The sequence below is a fragment of the Amycolatopsis lurida genome (assembly GCF_900105055.1).
Classification (GTDB): Bacteria; Actinomycetota; Actinomycetes; order Mycobacteriales; family Pseudonocardiaceae; genus Amycolatopsis; species Amycolatopsis lurida.
Genome location: NZ_FNTA01000004.1, coordinates 2,288,595 through 2,311,197 on the forward strand (window position 1 = coordinate 2,288,595; position 22,603 = coordinate 2,311,197).

The window sequence follows — 22,603 nt, forward strand, 5'->3', positions numbered from 1 at the left end:
GCGCGTGGGCTGAAAGCGTCCTTCACCGCATCGGATGCGACGAAAGCGTCCTTCACCGCGTCAGACGAGGCGAAGGACGCTTTCAGCCCGCTCTAGACCCGCTGCAACCCCGGCTTCCCCGCTTCGACGACGTACGAACGGTCCGCGGCCAGGACCACCTTCGAGAAGTCGTACTCGGTGGTGTCCGAAACCGTCATGAAGTCCGCCCGCATCTGCGTTTGCGACGCCGTCACCCGGACATAGCCGCGCTTTCCCCGGCAGTACTTGATGTGGGGGTTGTGCGACAGCCACGTCGACGACGGGTCGGTCGCGGTGTCGCTGTTGCTCGTGACCGAGGTCGTCACCAGTTCCGAACCGAACACCGGGTCGCTGTGGTTGAAGTAGTCGCGGCGCAGATCGGCCGCCCAGTGCCGGTGGACGTCGCCGGTCAGCACGATCGGGTTCGGCACCTTGCGGTCCACGATGCCCTTCGCGATCCGGTCGCGGGAAGCCTCGTATCCCTGCCAGGAATCGGGGCTTTCACAGGTCGCCTTGTTGCCGTCGCCGTCACGGGTGGCGAAGAAGACCTGCTGGCCCAGGAAATCCCACTTCGCCGGATGTGTCTCCAGCGCCTTCAGCAGCCAAGCCTCCTGTGTCGTGCCCAGGATGCTGCGCGACGTCGAACGCATGTCGGTGCACGATGGGCCCGTCGTGCCGGACGGGTCGGTCACCTGCGCGTTGCGATACTGGCGGGTGTCGAGCATGTGGAACCGGGCGAGGTTGCCCCAGCCGAACTGCCGGTACAGGCGGATCGACGCGCCGCTCGGCTTCGCGGTCGACCGGATCGGCATGTTCTCGTAGAACGCCTGGAAACCGGCGGCCTTGCGCTCCGCGGTGGCCGGGCTGGCGGTGCCGTTCCAGTTGTTCATCACCTCGTGGTCGTCGAAGACCACGACCCACGGCGCCATCGCGTGCGCGTTCTGGAGGTCGGCGTCGGTCTTGTGCTGGGCGTGCCGCGCGCGGTACTGGGCCAGCGTCGTCACGTCCTCGGTGAAGGCCAGCCTGCGCGGATTCCGGTCGGCGGCGGCGCGGCCGGACTTCCGCTCGTACATGTAGTCGCCGAGGAACAGGACCAGATCCGGGTTGTCGGCGAGCATGCCCTTGTACGAGTGGTACCAGCCTTCCTCCCAGTGCTGGCAGGAGGAGAAGCAGTACTTCAGCTGGTTCACCGCCGCGCCGGCGGCGGGCGCGGTCCGCGTCCGGCCGACGGGCGAGAGGTAGCCGCTGGTCTTGAACCGGTAAAAGTACTCCCGTCCCGGTTCGAGGCCCACCGGTTCGATGTGGACGCTATGCCCGGAAGCGCGAGCCGCGGTCACGGTCCCCTTCTGCACGACCGAGGAGAACGCCTGGTCGTTGGCGATCTCCCAGTCCACTGTGTACGAAGCGTCCGGCATACCGCCGAAACCGTCGGGGTTCAGCGGGGCGGGAGCGAGCCGCGTCCACAGCACGACACTGTCCGGCAGCGGGTCACCCGACGCGACACCGAGCTGGAACGGGTCGTGGATGGCGGGAGCCGCCGCCAGTGTTCTCGCGTTCGCCCACGAAGGCACGGTCGACGACAACGCCGCCGCCGAAACCGCCGCGGCTCCACCGAGGAGTACCGCCCGCCGATTCACCTGGCCCATGAAAATTCAACCTTTCGAAGTGGGGAAAGAACGGGGAGGGATTTCACGCGGCGTAATCGGTGATGCCGCTGCTACAGGCCTCGAGCGTCGGATTCGCGGCGGCGTCGGCGACGCAGACCTTGTAATAGACCCAAGATCCCTTCGCGACCGGCACGGCCTTGTCGACGTGGGTGCCGTTACCGCCGGAGGCCCAGACGTAGAACGGGCCGGCGCCGCCCTTCAGCCAGTACGCGACCACGGCGGACTTGCCGTCGGCGTTCCGGTCGTAGACGAGGAAATGCGCGTCCGACGAGCGGAACTGGCCCTCTCCCGCGCAGACCCCGGTGGAACATTCGGCGCTGCCGGAACCGACTCCGCAGTCGGGGGCGATCCGCTGGTCGGAGCCGGTGTAGACGTAACTGTCCGAGATGTAACCGCCGAGCGCGGGAACGTAGTCCCACAACGTCGTGGTGCCCAGCGGACCGGTGACCGAGGTCCCGATCGTCTGGCAGTCGATGGTCACCGTGGCGCCGTTGGCCACCGTGCGCACCGCGGTCGCGGACGTGCTCGGGGCGCGGCGGACGTTCAGCGGATCACCCGCCGTCTTCACGGTCCCGGTGGCCGCGGCCAGTGCGGGAGTGGCTCCGGCGAGGCCCAAGGCGCCCGCCGTCACCAGCACGAGAAAGAAACCGGCGAGCCGCCGGACACTTGAACGCTTCATGACCGCAGCGTCGACCGGCGTCGTACACATCACGTACAAACACCGACCGCTGTCTGCACATGCATGCGAATGGATCTAGCCAACCATGGCGGGACGGCAATATTATCGGCGGATATGGGGCTCCTGCCGTATTGGCGGTTTAGGTGACTATTCTCGGGTTTCGCGTTCTCGGTCCGCTCGAAGTGGCGGTGGACGGACAGGTGGTGCCGCTCGGCGGGCCCAAACCCCGGCTGCTGCTGGCCGCTCTCCTGCTCCAGCCCAACGTCGTCGTCTCCACCGAACTGCTGATCGAGGTCCTGTGGCCTTCGTCGGCGCCCCGTTCGGCGGCGGCGAACATCCGCACCTACGTCCATTCACTCCGCAAACGCCTCGCAGACCACGACCCCGAACTCGGGGAACGCATCGGAAGCCGGGCATCCGGCTACATCCTCAAGGCCACCCCCGACGAGATCGACCACATCCGCTTCGGCGAATTGGCCGCCCGCGCGCAGGACGCGCTCGGCCGCGGGGAAGCCGAATCGGCCCTCGGCCTGCTGGATCAAGCGGAAGCGCTGTGGCGCGGGGAAGTTCTCGAAGGCCTCCCCCACGACCACGGCTGGGGCGCGACCGTCGCCCGGCTGACGGAATTGCGGCTCGCCGTCCAGGAACAGCGGCTGCGGGCGAGGATCGAACTCGGCCGGACCGCCGAGGCCGTCGCCGAGTTACGCGGCCTGGTCACCGAACATCCCCTGCGTGAAGAGCTCTGGCAGCAGCTGATCGTCGCGCTGCGGGCCGACGGCCGCACGGCCGACGCGATCGAGGCCTACGAAACGGCCGAGAAGGTACTGGCCGACGAGCTCGGCACCGAGCCGGGGCCGCGCCTGCGGGAACTGCGGGCATCGCTGGTCCTCACGCCGTCCGCGACCCAGGACGCGGTGGCCGCCGCCCTCACCGTGCCGATGACGCCGGTCTGCCAGCTGCCGCTGGACCTGCCGGACTTCACCGGCCGCGACGAGGTGGTCAGCGCGCTCGTCGGACTCTTCCACGATCGTCGTGAACAGGGAAAACCCGCGATCGCGGTGCTTTCGGGGGCGCCGGGGATCGGCAAGTCCTCCGTCGCGATCCGGGTGGCGCACGCGGTCCGCGACGACTTCCCGGACGGTCAGCTGCACGTCGACCTCGCCGGGACGTCGTCCTCGCCCCGGCCCCCGATGACCGTGCTCGCCGAGTTGCTCCGCGCCTTGGGCGTCCCCGACGCGGGACTGCCGCGTGATCTTCCCGAGCGCGCGGCGCTGCTGCGTTCCCGGCTCGCGACCCTGCGGATGTGCGTCGTCCTCGACGACGCCGGCAGCGCGGCGCAGGTCCGCCCGCTGCTGCCCGGCGCGGGTTCCTGCGCGGTGCTGATCACCAGCCGGGTCCGGATGCCGGATCTGGCCGGGGCCACCCCGGTCGACGTCGACCTGCTGCCCGAAGGCGAGGCCGCGAAGCTGCTCGAAGGCATCGTCGGCACCGAAAGAGTCGCGGCGGAGCCGGAGTGCGCGACCGCGATCCTGCGCCACTGCGGCTATCTGCCGCTGGCGATCCGGGTCGCCGGCGCGAAGCTGACCCACCGGCCGGGCTGGACGCTGCGCGTGCTGGCCGACCGGCTGCGGGACGAAAGACGAAGATTGGACGAACTCCGCGTCGGTGATCTCGCCGTGCGGGCCAGTGTCACGCTCAGCTACGACCTTCTGCCGATGTCGGCGGCGACCGCGTTCCGTGGCCTCGGCGGGCTCGGCTCGGTCCAGTTCCCGGGCTGGGTGGTCGCGGCCCTGCTCGGCCGCACGCACGGTGAGGACGTCCTCGATGTCCTGGTGGACGCTCATCTGGTCGAGCTCAGCGGCTCGGACGCCACCGGCGAGCCCCGCTACCGCTTGCACGACCTGTTGCGGTGTTACGCCCTCGAACTCCGTGCGCAGGACGTTCCGGTAAAGGCACGCGACGCCACGAAGCGGGTGCTGGAGGGTTATCTCGCGCTCGCGGTCGAAGCCGCCGCCCGGATGCCGATCCATTTCTTCGGGCTCTACCGGGACGACACGGCCGTCCAGCCCGGGCTGCCGCCGGGCACCGCACACCTGATCGAGGATCCGGCCGCGTGGTTCGCCGCCGAACGGCACACCTGTGTCGCCGCCGTCTCGCTCGCCGCCGATCTGGGCTTCGACTCGCTGGCCTGGCGTCTCGCCGCCGCGCTGGCGCCGTACTTCGACCAGCGCGGTCACCAGGACGACTGGATGCACACGCACGCCGTCGCGCTGGCCGCCGCCCGCCGGTCCGGCGAGGTCCGCGGTGAGGCGATCATCCAGCGCAATCTCGGGCAGATCCAGCTGTACCAGGACAGTTACGCCGAGGCCCTGGTCGCGTTCGAGCAGTCGCAACTGCTGTTCGACAAGGTCGGCGACACGCGGGGCGCGGCGATCGCGCTGGCCGGGCTCGGCACCGTGCTGCGGATCAAGGGCGAGGACACCGTCGCGCTGGAGCACTGTCACGCGGCGCTCGACCAGTTCTCGGCGGCGGGCGATCCGCATGGTGAGGCCGTCGCGCGCATCGCGATCGGCGCGGTGTGGCTGGCGCGGCGCCGATACGCCGACGCGGAACGCTGGTTCACCGAGGCGCTGGAGCAGTCCGCCCGGATCGGCGATCGGCACCGCGAGGCGCACGCGCTGAAACGGCTCGCCATGCTGCGTCAGCATCAGGGCAACCTCTCCGGCGCGCGGGAGCGGGTCGACCGTGCCATCGCGATCTTCAACGAACTCGGCGACGACCACTGCGTCGGCTACGCGAACCAGAACCTCGGCGAGCTGTACCTGCACAGCGGCGACCTGGCCCACGCGCAACTGCTGCTGGTCAATTCGCTGAGCGTGCACCGGCGCAACGGGGACCGCCGGTCCGAGGCCGAGGTGTCACAGTTGCTCGGCGAACTGCACGAGGCGCTGAGCCAGCCCGAGCGGTCGCGGACGTATTCGGAGCGCGCGCTGGCGTTGTGGCGGGAACTCTCCGCGCGCCCACAGGAATCCGCACTCGCGTCGCGCCTGCAGGAATCGGCCGAAGCCTCGTACAACGACTCCGCGAGCGCCTGACCTTTTCGCCATTCGGCACCTGATTGCGAGGTTCACCCACCGCAACCAGGTGCCGACTTGCGTTTGTATCGATCGTGTACACGCCCCGGCGAAGCTCCCTTCGTAGCAACCGAGAGTGCTCGAAGGGAGACCGGAATGGTCCGGACCGTTAAGGCCCGCCGGGTGATGGCGGCCGTCCTGGCCGTGGGGGCGGTCACCGCCTTGGCCGCCAGCCCCGCGAACGCGGCGCCCGAAGGCAGCTGGCGCGCCGATCTGTCCACTGTGGACGGCGACGACGTCAACGTCCGCAGCGACGGTGGCGTGCTCAGCCTGGAAAACGCCGCCTGGCACAGAAAACCCGACTCCGTCGGCAGCCAGGGCTACCTGCTGCTCGCCGAGCAGAAGCTCGGGAAGCCGGTCAACCGCGTCACCGCCCAGGTGACCGCCGACGCGCCGAAGGGCACCGAGGTCGAGGTCGACGTCCGGGGCAAGCTCAACTCCCAGGACTGGACGGAGTGGACGCCCACCGAGGGCGGCGCCGCCCAGCTGTCCGCTTCGGTCTCCACGGTCCAGGTCCGCATCGGACTGCGCACGGTGACCGACGGCGTGACCGCGAAGGTCAGCGACGTCACCCTCCAGGGTGAGCTCGGCCCGCAGACCAACGCGATCGGCGCGGCCGCCGCCGCGCTGACGTACAAGGTCTACGGCACCCGCGAAGGCCTCGTCGGCGGCACCACCGCCAACGGCCACGTGATCAAGTCCCGCGACCACTTCGTCGCCCTCCCCTCGGGCCGCGGCCTCGCGCCGAAGAACACCGGCAACTACACCGTCCGCGTCTGCCGCACCGACAACAGCCGGTGCGAGTACGCGCCGGTGTGGGACGTCGGCCCGTGGAACACCAAGGACGACTACTGGAACCCGTCGGCCACCCGCCAGATGTGGAAGAACCTGCCGCAGGGCAAGCCCGAGGCGCAGGCGGCGTACCAGGACGGCTACAACGGCGGCAAGGACGAGTTCGGCCGCAAGGTGGCCAACCCGGCGGGCATCGACCTCGCGGACGGCACGTTCTGGGACGGCCTGAAGATGACGGACAACGGCTGGGTCAACGTCTCCTACCTGTGGACCGGCTCCGGCCCGACCGGCGTCATCAGCACCGCGGGCGACCCGATGAACATCCGGGCCTCCGCCAGCACGACCGCGGCTATCAAGGGCCTCGCGGCGAACTACGCGAAGGTCAACATCGAGTGCTACGTCGAGGGCGAGACCGTCACCGGCAAGTTCGGCACCAGCAACGTCTGGGACCGGATCGGCCCGGGACACTACGTCTCCGACACCTACGTGCAGACCGGCTCGGACCTGCCGGTGGCGCCCAAGTGCTCGTGACGCACCCCTGAACCCGCTTCGGCCGAAGGCCCCGCTATCGCGGTGGCAGGGCGCCCCTGGCACCTGTCGTGCCCTCAGATCCAGGCCGCGCCCTGCCGACGTCGATCGCGGTCGCGGGTTCAAAGGTCGAACACAGATCGCGAAGGCCCGGCGTACCCCATAACGCCGGGCCTTCGCCCTTTCGTCCACCCTTTTTCCCGCGCGGACAGACCTGGGGCCGAGGCGTCCGCCATCGAGACTGGGCGGTAGCCACGACCTGAGGGGGTCCGCATGAATCCGCCCGAAACGACCACGCTGCGCGAAAAACTGTCCGGCACGGTGGTCACCGCCGCCGATCCGGGTTACGACGCAGCCCGCGCCGTGTGGAACGGCGACATCGACCGGCGCCCGGCGGTGGTCGCCGAATGCGCCACGCGCGAGGACGTCGTCACCGCGCTGGCCTTCGGCCGCGACAAGGGACTCGAGATCACCGTGCGCGGCGGCGGGCACAGTTTCAGCGGTTCCGCCGTCGCCGACGACGGGCTGGTGATCGATCTCGGCGGGCTGCGCCGGATCACCGTCGACCCGGATGCCCGCACCGCGGTGGTCGGGGGCGGCGCGCTCTGGGCCGACGTCGACGAGGCGACGCAGCGGCACGGGCTCGCGACGGTCGGCGGCACGGTGAGCGACACCGGCGTCGGCGGTCTCACCCTCGGCGGTGGTTTCGGCTGGCTGACCGCGAAACACGGGCTCACGATCGACAATCTGCTCTCGGCGGAGGTCGTGACGGCCGACGGCCGGATCCTGCGGGCTTCCGAGGCGGAGCATCCGGATCTCTTCTGGGCGCTGCGCGGCGGGGGCGGGAACTTCGGCGTGGTCACGGAATTCGAGTTCCGGCTGCACCGCGTCGGCCTCGCCGAAGTCGGGCTGTTCTTCTGGACGCTGGCCGACGCGCCCGAGGCGATGCGTTTCGCGAAGGACGTGATCGCGTCCCTGCCGTCGGGCACCGGTTCCATGCTCGTCGGGCTCAACGCGCCACCCGCGCCCTTCGTCCCGCCGGAGCTTCACCTCGCGCCGGGTCTCGCGCTCGTCGTCGCCGGCTTCGACGGTCCCGAACGGCACGGCCTGCTGGTCGAGCGGATCCGGAGCGGGCTGCCCACGGCATTCGAACTGGTCACCCCGATGCCGTACGCGGAGCTGCAAAAGCTGCTCGATCCGACCGCGCCACGGGGAATCCTCGCCTACGAGAAGTCGCTGTACGTCGCCTCGCTGTCCGAAAAGGTCATCGACCTGATCGCCGCGCGCCTGCCGGACAAGGCGTCGCCGACGACCGTTCTGCCGATCGTGCCGTTGCAGGACACGTTCTCGACGGTGCACGACGACGCGACCGCGTTCGGCGGGCCGCGGGCGCCCGGGTTCGTCGTCGGTATGGCGGCCACCGCCCCGACGCCGGAACTCCTGGCCGCGGACCGTGTCTGGACGCGGAGGCTGTGGGAGGAGCTCCTGCCGCATTCCAACAACCACGGCGGCTATCTGAACTTCATGAACGAATACGACGAAGACCGGGTGCGTACGGCGTTCGGCGCGGAGAAATACGCGCGGCTGGCCGCCATCAAGGCGGTGTACGACCCGGACAACGTGTTCCGGCACAACGCGAACATCCGTCCCGCTGGGTGAGCCTTTTATTCACAACCATGAACGGTCTTCACAATCCCGTCATCGGCGTGCGAAACTCCCGTTACGCATTTCCCACTGACGAATGGCGGGCATGGTGAGCGTTTCCCGGCGAACCCTGTTGACCACCGCAGCCGGTGCCGCCGTCGCGGCCACGACGATCACCCCGGCCGCCGGAGCGGCCGGGGAAACCGCCGACAGCCTGAGGACTTTCCGCCGAACGGCCGATTACGCGGTCGCCAAGTTGCGAGCCGTCGCGCCCGGTGTGACGGCCTTTCCGGAGATCACCCGGTTCGAGAAATGGACCTATTCGCAGAACGGCGGCTGGATCGGCGGATTCTGGCCGGGAACCTTGTGGCTCGCCTCCATCCACAGCGGTGATCCGCAATTCCGCACCCTCGCCATGGCGTCGGCGGAAAAGCTCGCGCCGCGCCGGCACGAGACGCGGGACCACGACCTCGGATTCCTCTTCTATCCGTCGTGGGTGACCGGCTGGCGGCTCACCGGCGACGAGAAATGGCGCACCGGCGCGCTGAACGCCGCCGCGTCGCTCATCCAGCGCTACAACGAAAAGGGGAGGTTCATCCGGGCGTGGGGCGCGCTCGGCACGCCGGGCAACGCCGGCCGGGTCATCATCGACACGATGATGAACCTGGATCTCCTGGCGTTCGCGAGCAAGCAGACCGGTGACCGGAAGTACCTCGACATCGCCGTCTCCCACGCGAAGACCACCGAACGAGTCTTCCTTCGCCCGGACGGTTCGACTCCGCACGTGTTCGATTTCGACCCCGACACCGGCGCCGAAATCGGCCCGAACACCGTGCAGGGTTACAGCCCGACGTCCTGCTGGTCGCGCGGACAGGCGTGGGGTATCTACGGATTCACCACGATGTACCGGCGTTCCGGCGACCCGCTGTTCCTGCGGACCGCGCAACGCCTGGCCGACTTCGCGCTGCGCGCGCTGACTCCCGACAACGTGCCCGTGTGGGACTACCTCGCGCCGCAGGCACCGCACGACATCAAGGACTCTTCCGCCGGGGCGGTGATGGCGTGCGGCCTGCTCGACCTGGCGAAGGTCGCGAACCGGCCGCACTACCGCGAGGCGGCGATCCGGATCCTCACCGCGTTGTGCGACACCTGCCTGACCACGAAGTCCACCCGCGCCGAGGCGATCGTGGCACGGGGGACGCGCAACCGCCGTGCCGAGGACGGCGTCGAGGTTTCGCTGCCCTACGCCGACTACTACCTGCTGGAGGGTCTTTTGCGGGTGCTGATGCCGAAGGAGATCGACAAGGCGATCGACCTGTCGATCGCCTGACGACGGGTGGCGGCGGACGCTATCGGATATCTGAGTGTCCATTTGATGCTTGTATGTTCGGTTTTCGACAGGGGTCGTGAGCGGTAAAGAGGGTTAGAACGACCATTACCACTCACGACGCCCTCATAAAGCGCACAAACCCCCAAGCCCGCCTCAGCATCCACCGCCCCCTTGGTCAGCGGTTATGCGACTTTGTCGGCCCCCTGACCTTGAGGGTTGGACAAGGAGTCCCGCGCGGACCTTCCGCGACCCGTGCAGTGAAGGGCGCTCAGTGCGCGTGGTGCCCTTCGTGACCACTGTGGTCGCCGTGCCCGCCGTGGTGCGCGTGGACCTTCGCGTGCCCCAGCCCGCGCCCGATCATCCACTTGTTCACCGGCACCGTCAGCACGAACGCGACGGCCAGCGCGAACGCCAGCGCACCCCAGAACAGCAGGCTCGCCAGCCCGGCCTCCATGGCACCCGGCACCACCAGCATGACCCCGTTGTCGACGATCTCCATGACCGCGATCGACACGGTGTCGGCCGCCAGCGCCACCTTGAGCGCGGTGCCGAACGGAAGGCCCGACTTCAGCACGCCGCGCATGGTCAGCGCGTAACCGAAGACGAAGGCGAGCGCCACCGCGAGGACGATCGTCGCCACGTTGCCGAGGCCGAGAGCCGTGCCGATCACCATGCCGAGGACCTCACCGATCGCACAGCCGGTGAGGCAGTGCAGGGTCGCCGACGCCGCCATCGACCAGCTTGCTCCATGCCGTGTCTCGTTCATGCGGACACCATACCCCCCACCCGTATATAAGGCGCAGTGATGCGCATCTCCCGGTCGCTCACCGTCACCCCCGTAGGCCGACCCGGTAATCAGCCCAGGTCGATGAACTCACTTCCGTAACCCTTTGCGCTCATCCGGTTGACCGGGGTAACCGAACACCCCTAGTTTCGCCGGAGGTCTCCACCGCGCGTAGACCGATCGGCTGGTTCAGGTAGTTCCGTGACTATGGGGTGGAGATGCGAGGGCCGACGAAGACGCTCGTCGTTGCCACTGTGCTCGCTTGGGGCATGGTGTTCGGGCTGACCGGCTGTGGCGGTGGTGAAGAACCGGCGGAGACGGCGGCGAAGCCGATCCGGATCGCCTTCGTGCCGAAGGTCGCGGGCATCCCGTACTTCGAGGCGATGAACACCGGCGGGCAGGCCGCGGCCAAGCAGCTCGGGGTCGAATGGAGCTCGACCGGCCCGGCCACGGTCGAGCCCGCGGCGCAGGTCTCGATCGTGCGCGGCCTCGTGGACCAGCAGGTGGACGTCATCGCGATCGCGCCGAACGATCCCAGGGCGATCGCGCCTGTGATCACCGAGGCGCGGGCCAAGGGCGTCCATGTGATCACTTCGGACACCGACGCGCCCGGCACCGATCGCGAGCTCTTCGTCAACCAGGCGACCCCGGAGGGCATCGGCAAGGCGCTCACCGACGCTTTGATGAAGAAGATGGGGAACGCGGGCAAGTACGCGATCGTCTCCTGCGGCGAAACCGCCGAGAACCTCAACGCGTGGATCGCCGTTCAGCGCGCTTATACGGCTACGGAGTACCCCCATGCGCAGCTCGTCGAAACGGTCTACGCCGGCGAGGACAAGGACAACGCCACCGCGCTGGCCAAAGGGCTGATGGCCAAGTATCCGGACCTCACCGGCCTGGTCGGCGAATGCACGACATCCGCGCCCGGGGTCGCCGAGGCGGTGCGGTCGCAGCAGAAGATCGGCCGCGTCTTCACCGTCGGTGTCGGGACGCCGCAGGCGATCAAGCCCTACCTGCTGGACGGTTCCGCGTCGCTGTCGGTGCTGTGGAACGTCGAATCGCTCGGCTACCTCACCGCGTGGGCGGGCAAGCAGATCGCCGAGGGCAAACGGCTCGGCCCGTCGAACAAGGTCAACCTCGAACTCCCCGCGATCAAGTACGAGGAAGACACGAAGACCGTGCTCCTCGGCGACCCGCTGCTCATCACGCGCGAGAACGTGGACCAGTTCAAGTACTGACTCACCGGCCCCGCCGGACGGCGGCCGCCGCCGCGCCACCACCGAGGATCAGCACCAGCGCGGTCAATCCCCACCGTCGTTTCTCCTTCGTACGGGCAAGGGAATCGGTCTCCGCCGCCTCCTCCTTCCGTTCCCGGGGCGCGGCGGAACGAGACGGCTTCGGCGCGGGAGCGGGCGGCGGCACCACCTTGGGTGCCGGAGTGGGCGCCGGGCTCGACGACGGCGTCGGCGAGGGAGCCGGCGAAGGACTCGGTGACGAAGACGGACTGGGCGAGGGTGTGGAAGACGGGCTGGGAGACGGAGGCAGGGAAGGCGCCGGAGTCCGAGTGGGTGTCGGCGTGGGTGCCGGAGTCGGCTTGGGCGGCTCGGGTTTCGGCGGTTCGGGCGCGGTGAGACAGCCCGCGGCGTCCGAACCCGCCAGCGGCGGGCCCGAACGCACCACGGTCACCTGCCCGCTTCGGTCGAGGCGGTAGAGCACACTGCGCCCGCCGATCCGGTTCGCCGTGGCGTACAGCGCGCCGTCGCGGCCGAGCACGACCGAACCGTAGACGTCGGCGGGCGGGAAACGCGCGTCTTCGGCTTCGCGGACCTTGCCGGACGCGGGATCGATGGTGATCACGGCGCCCTTCCCCCGCCAGGTGGTGGACACGCCGTAGAGCAATCCGTTGTGGTACGCGAAATCGTTGACGTCGTGGGCGAGCGTGATCGGCCGGAGGAACACCGTCCCGATCACCCGCAGGTACCGCTCTCCCGGCGACAAGTCCACTGTGTACAAAGTGCCGTTCCTGAGCAGATACCAGGAATTCCCGCCTATCGCGCCGGCGGTCACCCCGGCGACGGGGCTCCACAACGGCAACCGGTTCCCGGCGCGGGTGATCGGACCGAGGTCCTGGGTCTTCCCGTCACGGTCGATCGTCACCGCGTGCGCGCCCCGGCTGAGTCCTTCCGCGACACCGAAGACCAGGTTCCGCGTCGCGGAGTACCCGAGCGCGTTGAGCCGGTAGCCCGGTTCGGTCACGCGCGCAGTGGCCCCCGATCCGGCGTCGAGCCAGCGCAGCTTCGACTTCCCGTGCGACCCGGTCTCCGCCTGCACCACCAGGCAGGACTCGGCGGCATGGGCGGCCATCGGGGCCAGCAAGGCCGACGCCCCCACCAGACCGGCGACGGCCACCGTCGCCGCCGACCGCGTCACCCGGTCCACAGTGCTCACCGGCTCAAGAGATCCTCGCCAGCGCGGAGGTGAACGCGTCCGGCGGGATCCGCACCCCGCCGCCGAACGGGTTCTGCAGCTGATAGATCGCGAACAGCAGCAACGTGACCGTTCCCGCCAGTGTGGACACGAGCACCAGGTGCGCGGCCAGCCGGGTACCGCCGAACAGATTGGGCAGCAGCGCCGAGATGAGGCTGCCGAGAATGAGCGCGAACCAGACGACGCTGCCGACCCGGCTGCCCTCGACCGCGTTGAGCCGGTCCTGCCTGGCCTCGTAGACCTGCCAGAGCTGGGTGGCGGCCTCGGCTTTGCGCTCACGGATCCAGTCGTCGTCCGACGGGGCCTTGTCCACCGCCTTGCGCAAGTTGTCGAGCTGTGCCCAGCCGCGATCGGGAATACTCGTCTGCCCCCCGGCCATCAGCGGCCACTCCTTCTGCTCGACCGTGGTGATGTACTCCGCGCTCAGCTTCCGCACCTCGTCCTTGACCTCGGTCCCCAGCGAATCGGCGGCCCAGACCGCGGCGACCAGGCTGTCCGCCTCGTGGTACGAGCCCTCGCGCGCCGCGCTCGCGGAGTCGAAGAGCGAGATCAGGATGAACGCGACCAGTACGGCGTGCAGCCCGCCGACGATGGTGAACACCTGACCGGCGGCGTCGTTGTTGTCCGGCCGTCCCTCGTCCCAGCCGAACCGGCGGACGAGGTAGCCGACGAAGCACGCGATGGCCGCCGCGCCGACGACCCAGGCGATGCCGGTCAGGTAAATACCCATTCGAGTCCTTCCCACGGAGACTGCTGAAGCTAGTTCACACTTCCACGGGCGAAAAGGCCGGTTGAATCAATTCATACCAGTGGCGGAAGAAGCCCAGCCGACCTTCACCGGCTCGGCCCAATTTCGCAACACTCGAAACAATTTCCGATACACGCCGGAAAGGCGCGTCACCGGTCGGAGAGCTCGGCTTCACGACCGAGTGAGCGGTCACCACGAGACGTCACCGACGCCGCCGCATACCCGCGTTTCGCGCAGCTCCGGCACCCGAACAGCCGTCTTCGGACCACGCATCCGGAGCAGTCCGGCAAACAGGTGAACCTCTCCGCAGACCCGATCGAGCTGTTTGTCCGGGCATTGGCCCTTGCTATGTTGACCTTGCCCATGCCCCACTCGAATGAGTAGCCACGAATTGCGAAAACAGCAGTTCACCGGGTCGACCGAAAGGGAGTCCGTTGACGACAACCGAGACCCACACCGGAGCCCGGCCCGCCGGTGAAGTGCTGGACTGGAGCCGGAAGCTGCTCGACCCGGCCCTGCGCGAGACCGTCGACGGCCTGCCCGAATCGATGCGGCTGATCGCCGGCTACCACTTCGGCTGGTGGGACGAACACGGGCGTCCGTCCACTTCGGACAGCGGGAAGACCTTGCGGCCCGCGCTGGCGCTGCTTTCGGCGCAGGCGGTCGGCGGGGACGCCGAAATCGCCGTGCCGGTGGGGGTCGCGGTGGAGCTGGTGCACAACTTCTCCCTGTTGCACGACGACGTGATGGACTCCGACACCACCCGGCGGCACCGCCCGACGGCGTGGACCGTTTTCGGCACCGGCGCGGCGATCCTCGCCGGGGACGCCCTGCTGTGCCGGGCCTTCGAGGTGCTGTCCCCGTTCGGGCAGACCGCGCTGCGGGTGCTCAGCAGTGCCGTGATCGATCTCTTGGAGGGCCAGAGCGCCGATCTGAAGTTCGAGGAACGCGGTGACGTCGACACCGCCGAATGCGTACGCATGGCCGAAGGGAAGACCGGCGCGTTGCTCGGGGCGTCGTGCACGCTCGGGGCGCTGGCCGGGGAAGGGAGGCAGGATCAGGTCGACCGGCTGACCGAGTACGGGAGGGCGCTCGGGCTGGCGTTCCAGCACATCGACGATCTGCTCGGGATCTGGGGCGATCCGGCGGTGACCGGGAAACCGGTCCACTCGGATCTGTCCAACCGGAAGAAGTCCCTGCCGGTGGTGGCCGCGCTCCATTCGGGGACGGAAGCCGGGCGAGAACTGGATGCCTTGTACCGCAAGGAAAACCTCGAAGCCGCGGAATTGCCCCACGCGGCCGAGCTGGTGGAACGGGCGGGCGGCCGGGCTTGGAGTCAGGAGCAGGCCGACGCGCTCCTGACCGGCGCGCTGCACCATCTCGCCGTCTCGAACCCGGTGCCTCGCCCAGGCGCCGAGCTCGCGGCCCTCGCGAAACTGGTGGTGCGGCGACGGTATTGAAGGCGGGCGCGGTAAGGCAGGGGTGGGCGGGACCAGCCTGCCCCTGTCCCGTCGGGTCAGCGGCCGGGGCGGGTCAGTCCCCGGTCGCCCGCGCCGCGGCTGAGGACGACCTCGTCGGTGGCCTTGAGCGCTTCCGCGCCGGCGTTCCCGGCCTGCCCCGCGGTCAGATCGAGCAGGCGGATCGGCGGGCCGAGCTGGACCAGTGTCGGGACGTATTCGGCCTTGTCGACCTTCCAGCGGTCGCCGTCCCGCACGAACCGGAACCGCGCGGCCGCGCCTTGTTCGGTCGAACCCTTCGGCTCCGAATGCCGGGCGACGCTGTTGCCGAGGCCATAGGCGACCCATTTGCCGTTGATCTGCTCGAAGGGCTGCACGACGTGCGCGTGATGGCCGATGATCAGGTCGATCGAGTCGTCGCCGAGGAGTTTCTTCGCCAATGAGCGCTGTTCGGCGGTCGGGTCGTGCTGGTATTCGGTGCCCCAATGCAGGCTCGCGAGGACGACCTGCGCGCCCGCCTTCCGCGCGGCCTTGGCCTCGGCGATCACGTCTTCGGCGTCGATCTGGTTGACCAGCCAGGGTTTGCCCGCGGGCACCTTGATCCCGTTGAACCCGTAGGAGAAGGAGATCTGCGCGACTTTGACGCCCTTGACGTCGACGATCAGCGGCTTCTTCGCCTCTTCGGCCGAACGCGCCGAGCCGGTGTGCTTGATCCCGGCCTCGTCGAGTTCGTCGAGTGTCCTGGTCGCGCCGTCCACGCCCTGGTCGATCGTGTGGTTGGACGCCGTCGAACAGTTGTCGTACCCGGTGTCCTTCAGCGCGTCGGCGATCTCGGGTGGCGCGCTGAACGACGGGTAGCCGCTGTACGGCCCGCCCTTCGGCGCGAGCGGGGTCTCGAGATGGCAGATGCCGAGGTCGGCCCCGGAGATCAGCGGTTTGATCCCGGCCAGCAGGGGGCGGTAGTCGATCTTGCCGCCGCCGTCCTCCTTCGCCTGCTCGGTCAGCGCGGGGTGGATCAGCACGTCACCGGTCGCGACCACGGTGAACGACCCGTCCGGCGCCCGGCTTGCCGCCGGCGCCTCGGACGTGGCGGGCTGCGGCTGCTGTTCCGGAGCGCTGCTGCACCCTGCGAGCAGGAGAGCGGCGCCGAGGAGGGCGGTGGTCTGGCGGGCACGGGAGCTGAACATCTATTCCCTCGATCGGGTGAAGGTCCCTCCATCCTGCCTTACGGGTGGTCACTGGACAGCGTCACGCCTGATCGCGGAGGATCGCGTCATGACCGCGCGTCCCCGGTTCGGCCTCATCGCTTTCGTCGTCGCCGCGTTCTGGCTGACCGCGGCATGTGGATCGTCGGCCGACAGAACGACGGCGGACGGCGCCGCCGGGGCGATCGCGCAGGCGATGACCGACGGCGACAATCCCGCTTTACTGGCCTTGACCTGCCCGCGCACGCCGGACAAGTCCGCCGCTCCGGCCGAGCTGGTCTCCGGCGAAACGCCGGTCACTGTCGGCAGCGTGGAGCAGAAGGACCAGGCTGCCATGGCGGTCCTCAACGACCAGCGGAACGACAAGCGCGCGTACGGCGCACTGCTCATCGAAGGCGACGACGGGAACTGGTGCATCTTCGGCTTCCGCAACTGCCCGCGCGATGTGAAGGTGACCAGCGCGAACTTCGTGACCGTCTGCCGAGGCTGACCCTCAAGCCAGGCAGTCGCCGGGCTCTCCCCGCCGCAGCGCCGGATCCTCCTGGGTGAACGTCCGCGCCACCCCCGGCCCGCTGGTGCGCGTCTCGAACCGGACGGTCACCCGCCCGTGCCCGGCGCCCTGCACCCACCCGGTTCCGTACGACTCGTGCACGACGTCGTCCCCGGGCCGCCAGCTCGACGTCACCACGGCCGCCGGCGCGGGCGCTCGCTCGACCACGGGCGTCTCGGCGGCCGGAACGGAAAGAGTGAACAGCGGATCCTGATGCGGCACCGAAAGCCCGGAGAACGCCACCCCGGCCAGCCGCACCCCGCCGAACTCGGCCGGATCGATCAGCAGCCGTTCCGCCATCGCGGCGAGCTGATCGAATTCGTCGGTGGGCGAGGCCATCGTCTCCGAACGCGTCACGGTGCTGAAGTCGGTGTGCCGCAGCTTCACCACCACCGTCCGCGCGACACGTTCGGCGTTGACGAGGCGCCGGTGCGCGTGCACGGCGAGGTCGCGGACCTCGCGGCGCAGGCTCATCAAGTCGATCAGGTCACGGTCGAAGGTCGTCTCCGCGCTGACCTGCTTGAGCTCCGCGCGGTCGGACACCGGCCGGTCGTCGACGCCGGTGGCCAGCCGCCGCAGGTCCCGCCCGACCACACTGCCCAATGTGGACACCGCGTCGGCGTCGGAGAGCGCGGTCAGCTGGCCGAGTGTCCGGACGCCGATCGCCCGCAGTTTCCCTTCCGCCACCGGGCCGATCCCCCACAGCACCCTGGTCGGCAGCGGCGCGAGGAAGTCGCGTTCGGTGCCCTGGTCGACGACGAGCAGCCCGTCCGGTTTCGCCAGATCCGACGCCACCTTCGCGACCTGCTTTCCCGACGCCGCCCCGATCGACGCCACCAGGCCGATTTCGGACCGGATGTGCTCCCGCAGGCGCGTACCGAACTCCCGCACCTCGTCGGAAGAAGCACCGGCCAGCGAAGGCGGTTCCGCGAAGGCCTCGTCGAGGGAGATCCGTTCCAGCACGGGCGCGTACTTCGCGACGAGGTCGAACACCTGGGTGCTCAGCAGTTCGTACAGTTTGAACCGCGGCGGCAGGATGACCCCGGTGGGCGGCAGCAACCGCCGGGCCTGCGACATCGGCATCGCCGATTTGATCCCGTGTTCGCGCGCCTGGTAACTCGCTCCGGCGACGACGCCGCGCGGGCCCGCGCCGCCGACCAGTACCGGACGCTTGCTCAGGGTCGGCCGGGTCAGCTGTTCACAGGAGGCGTAGAACGCGTCCATGTCGAGGTGGATGACCCACCGGTCATGCCCGCCCATCGCCCGGCACCTCGAGAAGACGATGCAGGGCCTTCGTGTACTCCTCGAACGCGGCCCGGCCACGGGTGGTCAGCTCGACCAGCGTCACCGGCGTGCGGTGCTCGAACGCCTTCGTGATCTCGACGTAGCCCGCGTCCTCGAGTTTGCGCAAATGGGTCGACAGGTTGCCCGGTGTCATGTCCAGCAGTTGCTGCAGCCGCGGGAAGGTGATGCTGTCCCCCGGCCCCAGGCTCGACAGCGCCACGGTGACCCGCAGCCTCGCCTGTGCGTGGATCACCGGATCGAGCTGGGGCAGCCCGTCTTCGCTCATCGCGCCCGCACCAGGAAGGCCAGCGACGCCACCAGGAAGCCACCGCCGCCCGCGAGGCTCAGCACGAGGAAGTTGTGCGGTCCTCCGGCCAGCACGCTCGCCGCGCCGCACGCGATGATCCACACCCCGAGGCCGTACTGCAGTTTGCTCTGCCACAGCATCCCGCCGGCGAGGTACATCAGGCCGGTCAGCATGAGCGAGGTCCCGGACCACAGCAACGGGATCAGCTCGGTGTCGAGGCCGAGGCGGATCAGCGCGGTGTTCACCACCGTCAGCCCGCCGAACGCGATCATCCAGCTCCACCCGTACATCGCCCCGACGAGCCGGGACGGCCCGCGCACCCCGCGACCCGAACGGATGCCGTAGATCGCCGAATACGCCATGGCCCCGGCGAACCCGGCGACGGTGATCGCCCCGGCGGCCCACAGCGGCATCAGCGCGGTCGGCGGGGCGGAGAGGTAGATCAGCCCGAAACCGAACAGCCACACCAGACCCCAGACGGCGAGCAGCACCGCCGGATTCGGCCCGATCTCGCGCCGGGTCCGCTCCGACTGCGTGGCGATGAGCGCGAGCGACTCCTCGGGCGTCATCGGCCGCTCGTCGCCGTCCCGTTCATCCTCCGCCACTTCGGAAAACTAACACGGGTTCACAGTCTCGCCGTGTCGAGCCGGAACCTCGCCATCACCACGAGCGCGGGGATCACCAGCCACGCCGCGAGCACCGCGACGGCGGTCAGCGTGCCCGAACCGCCGAGCACCGGTGCGCGGCCGATCTCACCGAGCCAGTACGTCGGCATGAGGTGCCCCGCGGTGTTCATCCAGCCGGGCAGGACCTGCAGCGGAATCCACAATCCGCCGAACATCCCCAGCGGCAGCATCAGCGCGCCGGTCACGGCCTGGACGGTGTCGCCCTTGCCGAACAGGCCGATCATCAGGCCCAGCACCGCGAAGGGCAGCGCGCCGAGCCAGAGTGCGCCGAAGATCGTCAGCCACTGGCCGGTTTCGAGCCGGATGCCGCGGATCATCCCGGCCGCGAAGATCACCAGCAGGACGGGCAACGCGACGAACAATCCCGCCGTCACCTTGACCATCAGGTAGCCGGGCGCCCGCATCGGTGTCAGCCGCAAGGTGCGCTGCCAGCCGTCGGTGCGCTCGGTGGCGACGCGGGTGCCGGTGAACAGCGCGGCCGTCATGGCGCCGTACGCGGCCATGTTCACCATGGTCACCGTCGCGGTCGAGATGCCAGGAGCGATGTCGCGGGCGCCGAAGATCCCGCCGAACAACAGGAACATCGCCAAGGGCATGCCGATGGTGAACAACGCGAACTGCGGGCTGCGGACGATGCGCTTGATCTCCAGCGCCAGGTAGTTCAGGTTCATCTCGAGGCCCCCTCGGTTTCATCGGCGGTCAGCGCGATGAAGGCTTCTTCCAGTCCCACAGCGGTGATTTCGATGTCCGCCGCGAGCGGGAACTCGCGCAGCAGGCCGCGGATGGCGGCGTCGGAATCGGCGCAGCTCAGTTCCGCGTGCCCGGCGCGCAGCACCGCGCGCGACACCCCGGGCAGCGCGGCGAGCGCGGCCTCGGTGGCTCGCGGGACGACGGCACGCAGCACGCGTCCGGCGACCGCGGCCCGGACCTCACCGACCGGACCGTCCGCGACCACCCGGCCGTGCCGCATCAGCACGACACGGTCCGCGTAGTCCTCGGCCTCGGCGAGGTAGTGCGTCGCGAAGAGGACCGTGCGGCCCGTCTCGGTGTACTCGCGCATCGACGCCCAGAAGCGGCGGCGCCCGTCGACGTCCATGGCGGCGGTCGGCTCGTCGAGCACCAGCAGGTCCGGATCGCCGACCAGCGCGAGCGCGAACCGCACCCGCTGCTGCTCGCCGCCGGAGAGCTTCCCGCAGCGGCGATTCGCGTACTCGGTGACGCCGGCGCGCTTGAGCACCTCACCGACCGGCAGCGCGTTCCGGTGCAGTGAGGCGAACAGGCCGACGAGCTCGGCGACCGTCGCGTCCCGCAGCAGCGTCCCGTTCTGCGCCATCGCGCCGACCATCCCGCGGTCCATCGCCTCGGCGGCGGTGAGCCCGGCGACCCGGACCTGACCGGCGTCCGGCCTGCTCAGGCCCAGCAGCATGTCGATGGTGGTCGATTTGCCAGCACCGTTCGGCCCGAGCAGCGCCACCACCTCCCCAGGCGCGGCCCGCACACTGACGTCGTCGACGGCCAGGACGTCGCCGAAGCGCTTGACCAGCCCCTGGAGGCTGAACGCGTCCGCCATGACTTTCCCCCTTCGAGCACTCTGAACCACAAAGCTCACTCGCACTTTGTAACACAAAGTCCCCTGCTCTCAAAACCCCGTAGCGCGTGAAGGCCCCCTTCCCTCGGCTGAGCCGAGGGAAGGGGGCCTTCACGCGCATTGCTTAGGCGGGCACCCGGGAGGTGGCCGCGTCAGGAACCGAAGCGGGTGCCGGAGGCGGCACCGGGAGCGGCAGCGGCGCGCATTCGACGTCGGCCGTCCGCCCTGGCTTGCGCTCGGGCAGTACCCCGGTCGCCAGGTAGTCGGCGATCCGGTTGTCGACGCACGCGTTGCCGCGTGGGGTGATGGCGTGGCTCGTACCGCCCGGCTCACCGATCAGGCGAGCACCGGGGAACCGGCTACGCACTTCGAGGCTGCCTTCGTACGGCGTCGCCGCGTCGAGGGTCTCGCCGATCATCAGCACACTCGGCACCTTCGAGCCGTCTACCTTGACCGGCTTGCCGGGCTTCGCGGGCCAGTACCGGCAGGGCGCGTTGAACCAGGCGTTCTGCCACGTGAAGTACGGCGCCTTCTCGTACGTGCGCCAGTTGTCGCGCTTCCACTGCTGCCAGCTCGACGGCCACTTGACGTCCGTGCACTGGACGGCCAGGTAGACGGCGTACCCGTTGTCGTCACCGCGGCCGCCGAAGGCCTCGAACAGACCCTTCATCGTCTGCCAGTCGCCCTGGTTGACGAACTTCGCGAGCGCGTCGCCGAGCAGCGTCCAGCGCAGCTGGTAGTAGGAAGCCTGCTGAAAGACGTCGAGGAACTCGTCCGGCCCGATGTAGCCGCCCGCCGGAACCGCCGCCAGCTTCTTCAGCTGCTCGTCGAAGACCTGCTTCACCGCGGCCTGGGTCTTGCCGAGGTGGTAGACGGAGTCATGCTGCGCCACCCAGCCGAACCAGATGTTCAGGTTGACGTCGAAGGCCACGTCCTGGTTCAGGTTGGCCTGGTACCAGACGTTGCGGGGGTCCACAGTGGAATCAAGGACCATCCGGCGGACGTGCTGCGGGTACAGCGTCCCGTAGACCTGGCCGAGGTAGGTGCCGTAGGAGTATCCGTAGAAGTTCAGCTGCTCCGCGCCGAGCGCCTTGCGGATACTTTCCATGTCCTTGACCGTGTCGGTCGTCTTGATGTTCTCCAGCAGCGCGCGGCTGTTCTTCTCCGCGCACGCGTCGGCGTAGGACTTCGAGCGCTGCAACCAGGTCTTCTCCAGTTGCCGCGTCGTCGGCACGTAGTTCGGCCGGTTGTAGTCCATGTAGTTCGGGATACAGGAGAGCGCGGGTTTGCTGGAGCCGACACCGCGCGGGTCGAAACCGACCCAGTCGTAGGCGTCGCCGGCGCGGTTCGGCACACGCGTCCCGCGGGTCGCGAGCAGCAGCCCGGAACCGCCGGGCCCACCGGGGTTGGTGAGCATGACGCCCTGGTACTGCGCCTCGGGTGTCTTGTGCTTGACGCGGCTGAGCGCGAGCTGGATCTTCTCGCCGCGCGGCCGCGAATAGTCCAGCGGAACGGGCAGGTAGCCGCATTCGGCACCGGCCTTGATCAAGGTCTCGTCGGTACAAGCGCCCCAGGTGATCGTCTCGGCGGGTTGCGTCTCTTCCGCGGCGACGGCGGGCGCGGTCACCGCGACCGACGCGAGCGTGGCGACGGCCAGCGCGGTGATGAGCACACGTCTCAAGGTTTCTCCCTTTCCCTCCAAAGGTGAAAGCCCC

The 22,603-nt window shown here is 69.0% G+C and carries 19 protein-coding genes; 7 read left to right on the forward strand and 12 right to left on the reverse strand.

Annotated elements, in window-relative coordinates:
- Positions 1–92: 92 nt before the first annotated feature.
- Together BLW75_RS15765 and BLW75_RS15770 are read right to left on the reverse strand one after the other, a co-directional pair.
- A complete protein-coding gene (locus tag BLW75_RS15765) occupies positions 93–1,664 on the reverse strand; it encodes an alkaline phosphatase D family protein (protein ID WP_034323097.1) in 1,572 nt (523 codons plus the stop codon).
- 43 nt (positions 1,665–1,707) lie between these two features.
- Positions 1,708–2,364 carry an SH3 domain-containing protein gene (locus BLW75_RS15770; protein ID WP_034323094.1) on the reverse strand — a complete coding sequence of 219 codons (657 nt, stop codon included), beginning with the start codon at positions 2,362–2,364 and terminating at the stop codon, positions 1,708–1,710.
- Between the two features lie 143 nt (positions 2,365–2,507).
- On the opposite strand from BLW75_RS15770, the gene BLW75_RS15775 reads away from it, so the two are divergent.
- From BLW75_RS15775 to BLW75_RS15790, 4 genes are all read left to right on the forward strand, one after another.
- Positions 2,508–5,459, forward strand: a complete 2,952-nt coding sequence (locus BLW75_RS15775; RefSeq protein WP_091597676.1) for an AfsR/SARP family transcriptional regulator — start codon at positions 2,508–2,510, stop codon at positions 5,457–5,459.
- Between the two features lie 135 nt (positions 5,460–5,594).
- Positions 5,595–6,821 (forward strand): hypothetical protein, encoded by a 1,227-nt coding sequence (locus BLW75_RS15780; RefSeq protein ID WP_034323090.1) that lies wholly within the window; start codon positions 5,595–5,597, stop codon positions 6,819–6,821.
- 270 nt (positions 6,822–7,091) lie between these two features.
- Positions 7,092–8,477: an FAD-binding oxidoreductase gene (locus tag BLW75_RS15785; RefSeq protein ID WP_034323087.1), complete on the forward strand. Its 1,386-nt coding sequence runs from the start codon at positions 7,092–7,094 to the stop codon at positions 8,475–8,477.
- 94 nt (positions 8,478–8,571) lie between these two features.
- Positions 8,572–9,792 carry a glycoside hydrolase family 88 protein gene (locus BLW75_RS15790; protein ID WP_034323178.1) on the forward strand — a complete coding sequence of 407 codons (1,221 nt, stop codon included), beginning with the start codon at positions 8,572–8,574 and terminating at the stop codon, positions 9,790–9,792.
- A gap of 268 nt (positions 9,793–10,060) precedes the next feature.
- On the opposite strand, the gene BLW75_RS15795 is transcribed toward BLW75_RS15790, so the two are convergent.
- Positions 10,061–10,525, reverse strand: a complete 465-nt coding sequence (locus tag BLW75_RS15795) for a DUF4396 domain-containing protein (protein WP_091597681.1) — start codon at positions 10,523–10,525, stop codon at positions 10,061–10,063.
- 269 nt (positions 10,526–10,794) lie between these two features.
- Here BLW75_RS15795 and BLW75_RS15800 point away from each other — a divergent pair, with 269 nt between their 5' ends.
- Positions 10,795–11,814 carry an autoinducer 2 ABC transporter substrate-binding protein gene (locus BLW75_RS15800; RefSeq protein WP_395766736.1) on the forward strand — a complete coding sequence of 340 codons (1,020 nt, stop codon included), beginning with the start codon at positions 10,795–10,797 and terminating at the stop codon, positions 11,812–11,814.
- 1 nt (position 11,815) lies between these two features.
- On the opposite strand, the gene BLW75_RS15805 is transcribed toward BLW75_RS15800, so the two are convergent.
- Both BLW75_RS15805 and BLW75_RS15810 read right to left on the reverse strand, forming a co-directional pair.
- Positions 11,816–13,024: a DUF6923 family protein gene (locus BLW75_RS15805; protein ID WP_091597684.1), complete on the reverse strand. Its 1,209-nt coding sequence runs from the start codon at positions 13,022–13,024 to the stop codon at positions 11,816–11,818.
- Between the two features lie 4 nt (positions 13,025–13,028).
- Complete coding sequence (locus BLW75_RS15810) at positions 13,029–13,793, reverse strand: bestrophin-like domain (RefSeq protein ID WP_034320032.1); 765 nt, start codon at positions 13,791–13,793, stop codon at positions 13,029–13,031.
- Between the two features lie 452 nt (positions 13,794–14,245).
- Between BLW75_RS15810 and BLW75_RS15815 the strand changes: the two genes are divergently transcribed.
- On the forward strand, positions 14,246–15,271 hold the full coding sequence (locus tag BLW75_RS15815; protein ID WP_034320035.1) for a family 2 encapsulin nanocompartment cargo protein polyprenyl transferase: 1,026 nt from the start codon (positions 14,246–14,248) through the stop codon (positions 15,269–15,271).
- A 56-nt stretch (positions 15,272–15,327) separates the two neighbouring features.
- Here BLW75_RS15815 and BLW75_RS15820 read toward each other — a convergent pair whose 3' ends face one another.
- Positions 15,328–16,455, reverse strand: coding sequence for a CapA family protein (locus BLW75_RS15820; RefSeq protein WP_034320038.1), 1,128 nt, complete (start codon positions 16,453–16,455; stop codon positions 15,328–15,330).
- A gap of 88 nt (positions 16,456–16,543) precedes the next feature.
- On the opposite strand from BLW75_RS15820, the gene BLW75_RS15825 reads away from it, so the two are divergent.
- A complete protein-coding gene (locus tag BLW75_RS15825) occupies positions 16,544–16,963 on the forward strand; it encodes a hypothetical protein (RefSeq protein ID WP_034320042.1) in 420 nt (139 codons plus the stop codon).
- Between the two features lie 3 nt (positions 16,964–16,966).
- On the opposite strand, the gene BLW75_RS15830 is transcribed toward BLW75_RS15825, so the two are convergent.
- From BLW75_RS15830 to BLW75_RS15855, 6 genes are all read right to left on the reverse strand, one after another.
- Positions 16,967–18,283 (reverse strand): DNA polymerase IV, encoded by a 1,317-nt coding sequence (locus tag BLW75_RS15830; RefSeq protein ID WP_034320044.1) that lies wholly within the window; start codon positions 18,281–18,283, stop codon positions 16,967–16,969.
- Positions 18,270–18,593 carry a transcriptional regulator gene (locus BLW75_RS15835; RefSeq protein ID WP_034320046.1) on the reverse strand — a complete coding sequence of 108 codons (324 nt, stop codon included), beginning with the start codon at positions 18,591–18,593 and terminating at the stop codon, positions 18,270–18,272. The genes BLW75_RS15830 and BLW75_RS15835 overlap by 14 nt, the downstream gene beginning before the upstream one ends.
- Positions 18,590–19,219: a hypothetical protein gene (locus tag BLW75_RS15840; protein WP_091597687.1), complete on the reverse strand. Its 630-nt coding sequence runs from the start codon at positions 19,217–19,219 to the stop codon at positions 18,590–18,592. The genes BLW75_RS15835 and BLW75_RS15840 overlap by 4 nt, the downstream gene beginning before the upstream one ends.
- Positions 19,220–19,239: 20 nt before the next feature.
- Positions 19,240–19,971 (reverse strand): ABC transporter permease, encoded by a 732-nt coding sequence (locus tag BLW75_RS15845; RefSeq protein ID WP_034320048.1) that lies wholly within the window; start codon positions 19,969–19,971, stop codon positions 19,240–19,242.
- Positions 19,968–20,870: an ABC transporter ATP-binding protein gene (locus BLW75_RS15850; protein WP_034320050.1), complete on the reverse strand. Its 903-nt coding sequence runs from the start codon at positions 20,868–20,870 to the stop codon at positions 19,968–19,970. The genes BLW75_RS15845 and BLW75_RS15850 overlap by 4 nt, the downstream gene beginning before the upstream one ends.
- Before the next feature lie 142 nt (positions 20,871–21,012).
- Positions 21,013–22,569, reverse strand: coding sequence for an alpha/beta hydrolase (locus tag BLW75_RS15855; protein ID WP_034320059.1), 1,557 nt, complete (start codon positions 22,567–22,569; stop codon positions 21,013–21,015).
- Positions 22,570–22,603: the final 34 nt, after the last annotated feature.

Coding starts and splice junctions, on each gene's coding strand:
- BLW75_RS15835 (WP_034320046.1), bottom strand. CDS start 18,593: ATGAGCGAAGACGGGCTGCCCCAGCTCGATCCGGTGATCCACGCACAG.
- BLW75_RS15825 (WP_034320042.1), top strand. CDS start 16,544: ATGACCGCGCGTCCCCGGTTCGGCCTCATCGCTTTCGTCGTCGCCGCG.
- BLW75_RS15845 (WP_034320048.1), bottom strand. CDS start 19,971: ATGAACCTGAACTACCTGGCGCTGGAGATCAAGCGCATCGTCCGCAGC.
- BLW75_RS15800 (WP_395766736.1), top strand. CDS start 10,795: ATGCGAGGGCCGACGAAGACGCTCGTCGTTGCCACTGTGCTCGCTTGG.
- BLW75_RS15820 (WP_034320038.1), bottom strand. CDS start 16,455: ATGTTCAGCTCCCGTGCCCGCCAGACCACCGCCCTCCTCGGCGCCGCT.
- BLW75_RS15770 (WP_034323094.1), bottom strand. CDS start 2,364: ATGAAGCGTTCAAGTGTCCGGCGGCTCGCCGGTTTCTTTCTCGTGCTG.
- BLW75_RS15780 (WP_034323090.1), top strand. CDS start 5,595: ATGGTCCGGACCGTTAAGGCCCGCCGGGTGATGGCGGCCGTCCTGGCC.
- BLW75_RS15785 (WP_034323087.1), top strand. CDS start 7,092: ATGAATCCGCCCGAAACGACCACGCTGCGCGAAAAACTGTCCGGCACG.
- BLW75_RS15765 (WP_034323097.1), bottom strand. CDS start 1,664: ATGGGCCAGGTGAATCGGCGGGCGGTACTCCTCGGTGGAGCCGCGGCG.
- BLW75_RS15830 (WP_034320044.1), bottom strand. CDS start 18,283: ATGGGCGGGCATGACCGGTGGGTCATCCACCTCGACATGGACGCGTTC.
- BLW75_RS15795 (WP_091597681.1), bottom strand. CDS start 10,525: ATGGCGGCGTCGGCGACCCTGCACTGCCTCACCGGCTGTGCGATCGGT.
- BLW75_RS15810 (WP_034320032.1), bottom strand. CDS start 13,793: ATGGGTATTTACCTGACCGGCATCGCCTGGGTCGTCGGCGCGGCGGCC.
- BLW75_RS15850 (WP_034320050.1), bottom strand. CDS start 20,870: ATGGCGGACGCGTTCAGCCTCCAGGGGCTGGTCAAGCGCTTCGGCGAC.